Here is a 12,834-nt window from a genome sequence, read left to right on the forward strand (position 1 = left end):
AACGTAGAATAAAACACCGCCGCAGCTTGTTGTGGTGGTGTTTTAACTAATATATCCGACATTAGCAATACCCACTTGGAAAAGATGTATGATATTTATTGTAAAGAATTTCACAAAGGAAGAGGCGATTCTTTGTTAGAGAAAAAGTATCAAATCCATTTACAAAACCATTACGATGCAACGAGTAGAAAGTTACAGAAGAAGGAAATAAAAGTCCTGAAAAAACGTAAAGATTTGTTAATTGGTGAAGTTTTTCCATATCAAATTTGTTTGGCAAATACGATGGAATATTCAAGATTTATGACATGGTTTGAGCAAGAAGTCAAAAAAATTGTAACAGATCTTTGGAATCAACATTTTATTATAAAATTAACACTATCCCAATTGCATTTCCGAGAAACTATTCAATTCTTAGAGCATATAAAAGGTTTTAGCAAACGGATAACGATTGAATTTATTGGAGAAGACTTATCAAATAATGAGATTAAAAATCATTTTTCTACCCAAGAACAAGAAGCTTTTTTTATAGGGAAACTTAGAATGCTCAAAAAATGGAAATTCATCATTTCGAAACACATCGAAGGTTGCTCCGTAGAACAAACACTTGCTTTCACCCCATGCATTCACGAAATAAAATACACAATGAGCCAACAAGCAAGAATGGAAGAAAATATTATCGATTTACACATGTTCATTGATTTTTGGGAGTACTGGGCTGCTTATAAAAAGTTAAAATTCGTAGTCGAGGTGAAAGAAGAAGATTTTATTACGAAGTCTTTGATGCATAAAAAGGCGCATGTGAGGTTTGAGAATGCTTAGAGAAGAGATATGTTTTTGTAAAATTTATAAATATAAGTAATATACATTCATTATTTTATAATACTCTTAAGTAATAGTTGATATAAGAAGAAATAGATTAATGATTTTTTTAAAAAGGTATAAAATCCTGCATATAGACCTAAAATGTGATTTTTTGAACAAATATAATAACTTATTACTCACTTTGTGTGGAATAAAATGGGTGTTTTAATTAAATATCGTCGTTCATGACAAGAATCGGACATTTCATTACTTTTTTGGTTATACATTGAATTGAATGTTGTAGGGAAATATTTACTAAATCAGAAAAGAGAAAAAAACAAATAATAAAATCTTTATTCATTTTGGAGTTAAATATAAAAAATCGTGTCAGTTCATCAGTGCTGGCGCGATTTTTTAAGGTTAAATTAAATAGTTTTGAAAAGAAGTACGTTTATTCATAATAAAAGTAAGATGAAATTCATCTAATATAAAAAGTTAAATTATTCACTTAAAAAACCGATTTAAAGCTAATTTTTCACGAATAGGTTCACAGAATGCTCACAAAAGAAACGCGCTACCGGTGCTATAATGAGGGGAAGGATTTTACATAGAGAGGAAGCATATGGATGAGAGAAATAAAAGTCAATGAAGCGACCTTCCAACAACACGCAACAAAATTGGAAAGCAAAAGCACCGGAAGTTATTTACCATTAAAGAACGGGAATATGGCCTATTCCAGAGCCAATTCTATTAATCAATTGTGATCGTCATTGATTGATTTGGTGGGAGTGGTGGAAGATTTTCAACAAGTGACTAAGCAAGATGCGAGCCGATTAAAGAAAATGGGAATCGCCTACGCTAAGCAAGACCAAGTGATGGGACAAAAAATCAATCAGTTGGAAGTGCGTTAATTGGATAGCGCACACAGCCAGCTAGAACAACAACTCCAACAAATCAAACAAGCGAAAATAACCACAGAAACGAATGTCGATCAAACGAGAAGAAAACAAAATGAACAAGACTGGCTAGAAGAGGATAGTAACCGCCTAGAACAAGAAAAACTGGCACTCCTGGATTTTTTACGAGGTGGCTGGCAAGGAGAAGAAGCCGGCAGTTTTCATCGTTATTTAGAAGAACGGCAACACGAAGAGTCGCGGGCTTGGAGGCAGGATCTCCAAGATAAAAGAACCGATTTAGACACAGAACTACAAGAAAATAAGGCCAGGCTCCACAAGCTGGAAACAGAACAAGCCACTTTGCAGAAGGAGTGGAGTAGGTGAGCCGAATAGATGTTGCGGAATTGAATGATTTTCTTCATGGTTTGCGCAGTAGTAACGCCGAAGCCAAAGCAATGATTAACAAAATCAAAGAAGCAGCCACGAACTACTCCCAAGATAGCAGTTTAAAAGGAGAAGCAGTCACTACATGCAAACAGTATTTTTCTAGTACATATACAAGTATTTCGCAAAGTATCCTAGAAGCACTGGATGAAAGTGAAGAACGACTGGCGCAATATATCCGCGAGTTCGGGAGCCAAGTGGATAGCTCGCCTTCCGCCAGAATTGATGCAGAAATTTTACAAGAAGCGATGGCGAAGGTTAGCCAGTTACAGCGAAAAGAAGAAGACTTGCACCGGCAATTAACGGCGCCTAACACGAAGCCGGATATGCAACAAGTCTATGCAGTAAAATCAAGAAGCGTCCACACCCAATTGCTGAAAGCCATAGAACAAGAGAACATCCTAGAAAAATATTTGGCGTTCGAACAAAGTCATGACCAGTTTTTTAGCGCATTAGCCGAACTCATTCAAGCGACTGGACGCGCGGTGCAAGAGTTGCTTCATCATGTGACTTTTAACGAGAAAACAGGTAGTTACTCCGTGCCAAAAAGTGCAGCAAACAGTTTGCAACTCATGAAAAAGGCACTGGATGTAGCACGGAAGGAAAACGATAAAGACCCTTATCCCGATGGCTTTGAAGATTACACCGTTTTGGCTTATACTTATGTCAATGATCAAGGTAAAACAGTTACGATGTGGCTGTTGGAGCGGGATGGAAAACGAGCAAGTAATAAGGAATTGCAAGATTTCTTAGAAAAAAATGGTCAGGAATTAGACCCGCTTCTTTATACAAACCTTTCCGGAGAAGAACTCGAACGAAAAGTGAATGATTCATGGAAAAAGGGTATCAACTATTTAAACGGTCAAAAAGTATCTGGATTGTCTGGCGCCACGCTGCGGTCATCCGCTTATGTGGCTAGTATGAAAGATTGGGCAGATGATGCTGGGTTAACGGATATGGCATTAGGTTTAGGGTTTGGGATTGCGGCAGTAAGGAATATTCCTATTTATATAAAAAAAACCATCGGACGTTCTTATACAGGCAAAAGAAACGTTGAAAATGACTTTAAAAACGGGAAAGGTGTTAGTACATTAGAAAAACACGTATCAAAGCATCAATATGAATTTACAGATGAGTACCTTGCAGACGCGCGTGGATTTTTAGAGAAGAAACCAACGCTACGAACAGAAACATTCGTATCAAAAGAGGGTACATATTTCAGGTATGATGCTAAGACAAATGAATTTGGGATTATAAACGAGTATGGATCTATATCCACATATTTCAAACCTAATGCTGGATTAAAATATTGGGAGAAACAAATTGATTTATATTATCCGAAATGATAGGAGGAATAACTTTGAAACAGTGTCCAGTTTGTGAAAACTATACGATTGAAGCTAATTACGATATTTGCGAAGTATGCTACTGGGAATATGATGTGGTAGCGCAAGAGTATCCGGATGAAATTATAGGAGCTAATAATATTTCATTAAAACAAGCAAAAATAAATTATGCGAAATTCTGTGCAGTAGAGGAACAATATATTACGCTTGTTCGAAAACCGAAACAGAATGAACTACCGAAGTGGTTGAAATAGCAGAGAAAATTTAAAATATTATACTTGTGTAATAAAGATTGGATTATATAATATATTATATTATACATGAAAATGCATTCACAAATAGTTAGTACTAATCTTTTAACGTGAAAAATGGAAAAACAATTTATCTGGCTATTAGAGAAGTGTGGGCGTAAATACCGGATCCGTTAATTTATAGGTATAATTGAAAAAAGATTACCTGAAATCATTGAAATTCCAGAAATTATGTTTATAAGAAAATAATTATGAAAAAAGATATGTAGAATAGTATTCTATTAAATGCAATCGAATGGTTTCTTAAAAAAGAAAGCTAAGGAATCCAATTTCTAACGATGATGTAATAAATAGTGAATCTGTTTCTGCAACCTTAAAAGAATTAATTTGTATTTCTATTAGTCTTGTATAAATATTGATTTGAAAGAAGGGAAATAAATTGGAATATGAAGATATAAAAAATTGTGAACTATTAAAAATCCAAGAAAAAGGCCATCCTTTTGACGGAGTTGAATCAGAAGTTCTAAAAGAAATAATTGAACTTTACTATACAGGAAAATTGTCGGTAACAAAAATTATTGATAAGTTTGGACTTAGTATTGATAATGCTTCCAAATTTTCCGCATATCTCCCCTTTTTTTATGCAGAAAGAAAATGTCCTTATGATGATATACATCTAATTGCAAAATTACCAAGTAAATCTAGTTTAAAGAATTTTTTTCCGGATTTTCAATGCGAGAATTGTAGTCATATTGAATGCGATAAAGTTAAGAAAGTATGTAGTTGTAGTAATTGTCAGTTAAAAAAAGAAAATGAAAAAAAGAAACTCTCTGCTATTATCTATGATAGTTATCTAGATAGTGAAGTTGAATTTCAGGATATTAATATTTTTGACAGAATTAATATTGCAACTCTACTTCAAATTACTAATTTGGAATTTAATTGTTTAGTACCACAGTATAAAACGTATAAGAGTTCAGTAAATGGTTTTACAATGGACACTCTTAGGGATTTAATTGATAAAGATATACTGAAGGTCTCTGATCAAACTTCAATAGAAGCCTTTTCAAACATCACTGATACAAATTTTTCTTATAGAGTAGATGAAACACTGTTCAAATTAAATATAGTAAGTAATCGTTATAATGGAAAAGAAATGTTCGAAAGACTAAAATATTTAGATGATATTGAGATAGTAAATACTAGGGAATATATTCGTTTGTGGACGGATTATGTTATTCATGAGTTACTTAAGATATTTAGATTTGAAATGAAAAAATTAGGGTTTACTAGAGAATTGGATGTTGAGGAAAAAGAAAAGACGTTTTGTAATGCATTGGACAGCTGGTTGGAATTATATTCCCCATCCCAAGTTTATGCACTAATATATAAATCGATAAGAGATGCAGATAATGCGAGAACAACTGGAACTATTGGTAATTATCGATATCATGAAATTAAGTTTATTATCGTACTTGTAGACAAAATGATTACCAAGTATGAGCAAGAAGGGTGGGAAATTAAGAACTATGATTATCCAAGCCAATTAGAAATAGATATAAAAACAAAACTGTTCTTTATGAAGGTTATTAAAGAAAAAAATTGGTTTGGCACAATTATTCCAGAATGGAATCAAGTTACTTTTGAAAAAAATAGTACAACTAACACTATTGTTACTAATTATTCGGAGTATATTGATAAACTTGAATGTCAAAGGATGGATGAAAATATAGATATAACACTTCACATGGCTAGATATTATTATTTTATGCCATATGGGATAGTGATAGATGATGGCAATATTGAATGTCTGTTTGCTACAAGTAAAGATTTAGTAGATTATCTTACTTTTTTAAAGGGGTCTGAACGTGTTAAGACTGAAGATTTTGGAGAAAGCGTTGAGACTCAAATTTCACGAGCTTCACATTTCTATGTCAATAGAAGTTATTCATCAAATCTTATTTATTTTATAATTAAGAAAGTGATAGAGAATGGAATTCCAACTATTGAAGAGTGGGAAGAAGATGGAAATTAGGTAATAACATGTATTAGTTGAATTAATAAGTTTTAGTGTAATCAAGTAATCAACGTGAGCACTTTATATATTAATTAAATTGATAGGCTTAATACTGTTTTACTAGATTATGTGGGTTTGTGAGGGGGGAATCATACAGTAGTGATGGAGCTAGATAATAAAAATATATAACCGATTCAAAAAGTAAATACTAAGTAATTTGTTATACTCTATATTAATTTAGGAGATAGAACATGTTTTTGACAATGACTAAAATTAAAGAACAAGTAGTAGAAAATCAAATTATCATGGAAAAAGTAGTAGATGATTTACTAATGATTGAAATCAAAATAGATATAAATAAAAGTAAAGACTATTATAATTATTGGAGACTGACTAAAACAGTAGGAATACCGCCATTAGAAATTGGTATAGATGAAGATGGTAGTATTCAAACCATTGTATTTTATATTGATGAAACTCATTTTAGGGAAATCAAATATACGGAACCTAGAAATGAGTATGGATTATTGGAAGTAGACACAGCAATATTTAAAAAGAAAAATGACTTTATTGATATTGATGAAGAATATTATATTTCTTTAAATGGCAAAGAATTAATATGTTTCTTTGAAAAGAAATTCATTCCAGATGGTTGTTATGTAATCGATAGAATAAAAGTTTATATGAAAGCCGATGAATTGATAGGTTTTTCTATAAATGATTTAAGCGAGACTGATTTTGCTATGTTGAGCTCTATTAGAAGTAAGTTGAGTTAATCAGGAGGATATCATATGACTTCAGAAGAATCGATTCGAAATTCTAAAATGAAAAAACGAAGCTTAAAAGTAACTATAGATCGTCCAATAGGTTATACTGACAAATTCGGCAATGTGTATCCGCTAAATTATGGATTTGTGGAAGGTATTATTGGTGGTGACGGGGAAGAGCAAGATGTTTATATTTTATCGAGAGAAATTTCTGGGCCTATTGAAACGTTCGAGGGCGATTTAATTGCGGTGATTACTCGGAATGATGATGTGGAAGATAAATGGGTAGTCGCACCTGAAAATGAGAATTTTAGTATAGAGGAAATTAGAGAGAAAGTGCATTTCATCGAACAATATTTTGATTCGGAAATTAAATTAATTTAGATTGAAAAGAAATTCAGATAAAGCATTCAATCCTCAAAAAAAGGAGGCGAAAACAATGGAAGAAAGATTTGAAAAAATATATACACAAGGAAAACTCAACGTTATGGAAATTTGGGTTGATAAGGAAACCGGTGTACAATATGTCTACCATTTGGTCGGTTATGCTGGTGGGATGTCACCGCTTTTGGACAGAGATGGGAAACCGTTAATTGCTGATTTATCTAAACTTAAAGATGCTGAATAACGCTGGAAAATATGAAAAAACAACTTTCTCCTTTAGAAAATGAGGGCGATAAGTTGTTTTTTTCTATTATTTCCCCAAGGCTTTAAATGAGTGAAACCGAAAAATATACACATTTTCTGGTTGTTTTTGTACTTATTTAGACTAACTAACTATTTCTAACATCATATAATTAATTGGAGTGATTTTTTATCCAAATAAATTAAAGACTAGAATAGAGGGGAAGACTTGAAAAAGAAATTTAGTATAGTTATTATCAGCGTATTGTTACTTGGCTATTTAGCGCCTTTTGATACTTTATTAGTGGGTGCAGATGAAACAACTGTTACCGAAGATACTGCAGTTAAAACGTCGGAAGCAGAGAGTGCTACTGAAAAAATAGAAAGCGAAACAGGTTCTGATGGGGAGACATCCGAAGAACCAAAAGAAACGGAAGCCAGCAAAGAAACGACGGAAAAAGCGAAAACGGAAGAACCGGCTTCTAATATTAAAACGGAAATTAATACAGATAAAAATCAATTAAAACAAGCTAATTTAAAGGCAACGGTACCAGTAGGAAGCACCTATAATTCCTTGTTTCCAGACGACAATCTTGCTAAAAAAATAGCTGTAATTATTACGGGAAATGTGGCTGCGACTGGTAATGAATCAGTTGATAGTGCAGATCTTTTAGCAATAAGCCAGCTTGACTTGAGTGGGGAAACGGGCAATGACCCAACGGATATTTCCAATATTGAAGGATTACAATATTTGGAGAATTTAACGAGCTTGAATTTAAGTGAGAATAATTTAACTGACTTGGCGCCACTGAAAGATTTAGTGAACATGGTTTCTCTTAATCTTTCTTCTAATCCAACATTAGTCAACATTTCTGGGGTGGAGGGTTTAGTAAATTTACAAGAACTCAATGTCTCTGCGAATAAAGCTTTAGAAGATATTTCACAAGTTGCATCTTTGCCAATGTTAAAAGAAATTAGCGCACAAGGCTGTAATATTCAAACATTGGAATTAGACAATCCGGCTGGTGATGTTTTGCCGGAACTAGAAACATTCTACTTGCAAGAAAATGATTTGACTGACTTAACCGCATTAGCAAAACTTCCAAAACTAAAAAATCTCTATATTAAAGGAAATGCTTCTTTAAAAAGTTTAGAAACATTGAACGGGGCGGCGCAGCTTCAATTAATCGATGCGAGTAACTGTACCGATTTAGAAACGATTGGAGATATTAGCGGGCTTTTGGAACTAGAAATGATTCAATTAAGTGGTTGTAGTAAACTGAAAGAAATCACAAGCTTGAAAGACTTGCCTAATTTGGTGAATATTACGGCAGATGGCTGTGCAATTGAAGATTTAGGAACACTGGATCATTTACCAAAATTACAGACATTAGTTCTCTCTGACAATAAAAATTTAACCAATATTAATGCAGTTACCGATTTGCCACAATTAAAAACAGTGGCTTTGGATGGCTGTGGAATTACGTCTATTGGAACGCTGGATAATCTTCCTAAATTAGAAAAATTAGATCTTAAGGAAAATCAGCTAACTAGCATAAGTGAAATAACCGACTTACCTCGATTAAGCTATTTAGATGTTAGTATAAATAACCTTACAACAATAGGGGAATTAAAAAAATTACCACTATTAGAATGGTTAAATGTTAGTTCGAATAGGTTATCAGATGTGAGCGCACTAACAAATTTCCCAAGTCTAAATTATATTAATGTGTCAAATAATGTAATTACGACAATCGGGAAAATGACGGAATTACCTTCGCTTAAGGAATTTTACGCTCAAAATAACAATATATCAGATCTTTCGATGATTCACGATATGGCGAATTTAAGAAAAGTGGATGCGAGTAGCAACTTAATTACAAATTTAGGTACTTTTGATAATTTACCTAAATTGCAAAGCTTAGATGTACATTCAAATAGAATTACAACTACAGCAGTTATACATGATTTACCAAGTTTGGAGACGTTTAATGCAAAAACTAATCTGATTACCAATATTGGTACGATGGATAATTTACCAGAATTAACGTATGTAGATTTATCTTTCAACAGAATACCGTCACTTGCTCCGATTGGAGATCTACCTGAGTTACAAACACTAAACGTATCTGACAATAATTCTTATTTAAGAAGCATGGGGACGCTGGACGGGCTACCTAAGCTGAGAGTTTTAGATTTACACAACAATTACCTTAATTACACTGGAACAGAAGGAAACTTAAGTGCATTAAGTGATTTAACAAATCTAACGGAATTAAACTTGCGAAATAATGTTTATATTGATGATATAAGTGGACTTTCCACGTTATCAAAACTATTCTACTTGAATTTAGATTCCAATAAAATTGAAGATATATCTGCATTGACTAACTTGACGAATCTTCAAGAGTTAACGCTTGAAAGCAACAAGATTGAAGATATTTCACCCCTTAGCGATTTGAAAAATTTAAACAAGCTAGTTGTATCAAAAAATAAAATTATTGATATTAGTCCTGTTGCTGATATTGTTAATCAAGGGGCAACTGTTACTGCGAGTAGTCAAGCATTGACATTGCCAACTGTATTAACATATCAAGGATCCTTTACCATTGATAATCCAGTTATTTGGTATGACGGCACAATACTAGCGCCATCATCCATAGGAAACTCTGGTAATTACAAGGACGGGAAAATAACTTGGACTAAAATGACCGCTGCGTCTAGTTCTACTTTATTTAACTTTAATAGGCTAAAAGATGGTTTAACTTTCTCAGGAACAATCACCCAACCTTATAAATCAGCAGCCAAAGTAACAGCAGATGCAGAGCAAACTTATACGATTGGTGATACTATTTCAGAAGAGCAATTTTTAAAAGATGTTGACGCAAAATCAGCGGACGGAGCACCTGTTACAAGTGACTTTGCTACAGTGGTGGATTTAAACACTTTTGGCGAATATGAAGTTACTTTAACGTCTGAAAAAGATGGGGTCCAAGGGGATAGCTGCAAAGTGATTGTCAAAGTTCTTCACGGAGCACCAGTCATTTCAGCTGATCCAACAATTAGTTATGATAAACATGCTACTATTTCAGAGAAGCAATTTTTAGAAGATATTCATGCGAGTACTGATTTGGATACAGCAATTACAACTAATTTTAGTACAGCTGTTAATTTGAATAAAGGCGGAGATTATACAGTCGCGCTAAACTCTGAAAATGAAGACGGCGTGAAAGCTGATACGGTCTATGTCACTGTTACTGTAAACAAAGATCCAGCGCCGATTATAAGTGCTAAGACAGAAATCACGTATGATAAATTCTCGAAAAAAACTGAAGCGGCGTTCTTAGATGATATAGACGCAGCGACAAATGATGGCTCAGTAGTGACATCTAACTTTGCCACAGCTGTTAATTTAGACAAAGCGGGCGATTATACTGTTACACTGAATTCTATTAATAGTGATAGTGTAGCGGGGACACCAACAGCTATTACCGTGCACGTAGACAAAGAAGAAACAGCAACGATTAGTACGAATACAACGCAACAATATGAAAAATATGCGGCTATTGACGAAGAGCAATTTTTAGAAGATGTCCATGCAAATATCAATGCCAGCCCAACCACTGCAGTTTTGAACAGTGATTTTGAAACGGTAGTGAAGCTAGATGTTCCGGGTACGTACACAGTAACAATTACTGCTACAAATGAGGATGGCGGAGTATCAGCACCGAAAGAAGTTTCTGTTACAGTAAGAAAACTTCCAGCACCAGAGATTACTGCAGATGCGGAAATAACGTATCCAAAATTTGATGAAGTAAGTGAAGCAGAATTTTTAAGTGATATTCATGCAGCCATTAGTGAAAAAGATGTAGCGATCACAAGTAATTTCAGCACAGTTGTAAAGTTAAATAAAGCTGGCGATTACACGGTTATGTTAAATGCTACGAATGAAGACGGGGTAAAAGCTACGCCAGTTGAAGTAATTGTGCATGTTCAACAAGGGGAACGTCCTGTTATAACAGCTGATGCAACTATTTCCTATGACAAATTCGCTAATATAACAGAAGCGAAATTCTTAGAAGATATCCATGCAACAAGTAGCGATGGCCAAAGTTCCACGGTAATTACATCTAATTTTGAGACTGCGACAAACTTCAAAACGGCCATGACCTATACAGTTTCGCTTAATGCAGTAAACGAAGATGGCATTAGTGCAGAACCAGTAGCAGTGACCGTTACAATAAATAAAGAACCTGCAGCGGCATTAAAAGCTGACGCAGAAGTAAGCTATGCGAAAAACGAAGCTGTAACAGAGTCCGACTTTTTCAAAGATATTCATTTAGAAGGAACGGAAGCGCCAAGCACGGCAAAAGCAACAAGTAATTTTGATTCCGCAGTAGATAGAAGTAAAACGGGGGATTATACAGTTACGATAAATGCTACAAATGAAGACGCGGCTGTATCTACTCCGATTGAAGTTATTGTTCACATTGGAGCAGAAAACGCACCAGTAATTACAGCGAAGTCCGAAGTGAAATATAACAAACATGAACAAGCAGACGAAAGAAGATTTTTATATGATAGTGAAGCAAAAATCGATGAAGCTAACGTGGAAATTAAAACCGATTTTGCTGAAAAAGTAGATGTCGATACAGTTGGAACGTATACTGTCACACTGACTGCTACGAATGAAGATGGCCAATCCGCCAATCCAGTAGAAGTAAGCGTCATTGTTAGTGATGCCGCTGCTGAAAAAGTAAATGTGAAATATGTAGATGAAAATGGGTTAGAAATTAGTGCAGCTGAGACCTTAACTGGTAATCTAGATGAAGCATTTTCGATTGATGCAAAATCAATTGCTGGATACAAATGTGATGCCACTTTAAGCGGCGTATTTTCAACAGTTGAGCAGACGGTTGTGTTCCATTATAAAGCAATCGAGCCAGGTGTTGTAACGATTAAATACAAAGATGCAAATGGAAAAGCAGTTGCCGAAGATAAACAAATAACTGGCGACATAGGTGATGATTTCGAAGCTGAGGCGCAAACTGTAAGCGGCTATTCATGCCAAGCAATTGCAAGTGGTAAGATAACCGAAGAACCTCAAACCATCACTTTCACATACAGCACTGCAACGCCTTCAAAAAAAACAGGCGAAATAACAGTTCAGTATGTAGATGAATCAGGTAAGAAATTAGCAGATTCTAAAAAAGTTACAGGGAATATGGATGATAGCTATAGCGTAGAAGCAAAAGCAATTGATGGCTATAGCGTTGTTGGCAATGATTCTGCTAAAGGTGTTTTTACAGAAAAATCGCAAACAGTTACTTTTAAATACAAAAAAAATACAACAGCAAGCACAGATAGCACTAAAAATAATAAGACTAACCTAGCTAATAGCGACATAAAGCAACCAACAAATACCGAAGCGAAAACAAGCGATGGAACGTTACCAGAAACCGGAGATACAGATAATGTGATATGGATAGTTTTAGTTGGCATTAGCATGTTAATCATTTCGATTATATTATTATTTAGAAAACCAAAAACTAATCAGTAATAATAATGGAAGCCTTATAAAATATTATTTTATAAGGCTTTTTATTATTGTGTTAAAGCAGTCTATCGTGTTTTTACTGACAAAAAAAGGGAATTAAGTACTAATACATTTTTTGTCAGGGGGAGCAA

General features: G+C 34.2%; 9 protein-coding genes and 1 pseudogene. All 10 read left to right on the plus strand.

Annotated elements, in window-relative coordinates; genetic code table 11:
• Nucleotides 1-132: 132 nt before the first annotated feature.
• Nucleotides 133-819 (plus strand): hypothetical protein, encoded by a 687-nt coding sequence (locus tag HCX62_RS00560; RefSeq protein WP_185636632.1) that lies wholly within the window; start codon nucleotides 133-135, stop codon nucleotides 817-819.
• 608 nt (nucleotides 820-1,427) lie between these two features.
• Nucleotides 1,428-1,712 (plus strand): annotated as a pseudogene (locus tag HCX62_RS00565) (DUF3130 domain-containing protein).
• Nucleotides 1,713-2,081, plus strand: coding sequence for a ribonuclease P (locus tag HCX62_RS00570; RefSeq protein ID WP_185636633.1), 369 nt, complete (start codon nucleotides 1,713-1,715; stop codon nucleotides 2,079-2,081).
• Nucleotides 2,078-3,487 (plus strand): T7SS effector LXG polymorphic toxin, encoded by a 1,410-nt coding sequence (locus HCX62_RS00575; RefSeq protein WP_185636634.1) that lies wholly within the window; start codon nucleotides 2,078-2,080, stop codon nucleotides 3,485-3,487. Before HCX62_RS00570 ends, HCX62_RS00575 begins: the two co-directional genes overlap by 4 nt.
• Before the next feature lie 14 nt (nucleotides 3,488-3,501).
• Entirely contained in the window at nucleotides 3,502-3,741 is a 240-nt protein-coding gene (locus tag HCX62_RS00580) for a CPCC family cysteine-rich protein (protein ID WP_185636635.1), read from the plus strand.
• Between the two features lie 436 nt (nucleotides 3,742-4,177).
• A complete protein-coding gene (locus HCX62_RS00585) occupies nucleotides 4,178-5,773 on the plus strand; it encodes a hypothetical protein (protein WP_185636636.1) in 1,596 nt (531 codons plus the stop codon).
• A 233-nt stretch (nucleotides 5,774-6,006) separates the two neighbouring features.
• Nucleotides 6,007-6,531, plus strand: a complete 525-nt coding sequence (locus tag HCX62_RS00590) for a hypothetical protein (RefSeq protein WP_185636637.1) — start codon at nucleotides 6,007-6,009, stop codon at nucleotides 6,529-6,531.
• 15 nt (nucleotides 6,532-6,546) lie between these two features.
• The gene (locus HCX62_RS00595) at nucleotides 6,547-6,906 is read left to right on the plus strand and encodes an inorganic diphosphatase (RefSeq protein ID WP_185636638.1); all 360 of its coding nucleotides are present in this window, start codon (nucleotides 6,547-6,549) and stop codon (nucleotides 6,904-6,906) included.
• 55 nt (nucleotides 6,907-6,961) lie between these two features.
• Complete coding sequence (locus HCX62_RS00600; protein ID WP_185636639.1) at nucleotides 6,962-7,150, plus strand: DUF6440 family protein; 189 nt, start codon at nucleotides 6,962-6,964, stop codon at nucleotides 7,148-7,150.
• A 225-nt stretch (nucleotides 7,151-7,375) separates the two neighbouring features.
• The gene (locus HCX62_RS00605; protein ID WP_185636640.1) at nucleotides 7,376-12,706 is read left to right on the plus strand and encodes a LapB repeat-containing protein; all 5,331 of its coding nucleotides are present in this window, start codon (nucleotides 7,376-7,378) and stop codon (nucleotides 12,704-12,706) included.
• Nucleotides 12,707-12,834 lie beyond the last annotated feature (128 nt).

This window comes from Listeria swaminathanii (assembly GCF_014229645.1).
Taxonomy (GTDB): domain Bacteria; phylum Bacillota; class Bacilli; order Lactobacillales; family Listeriaceae; genus Listeria; species Listeria swaminathanii.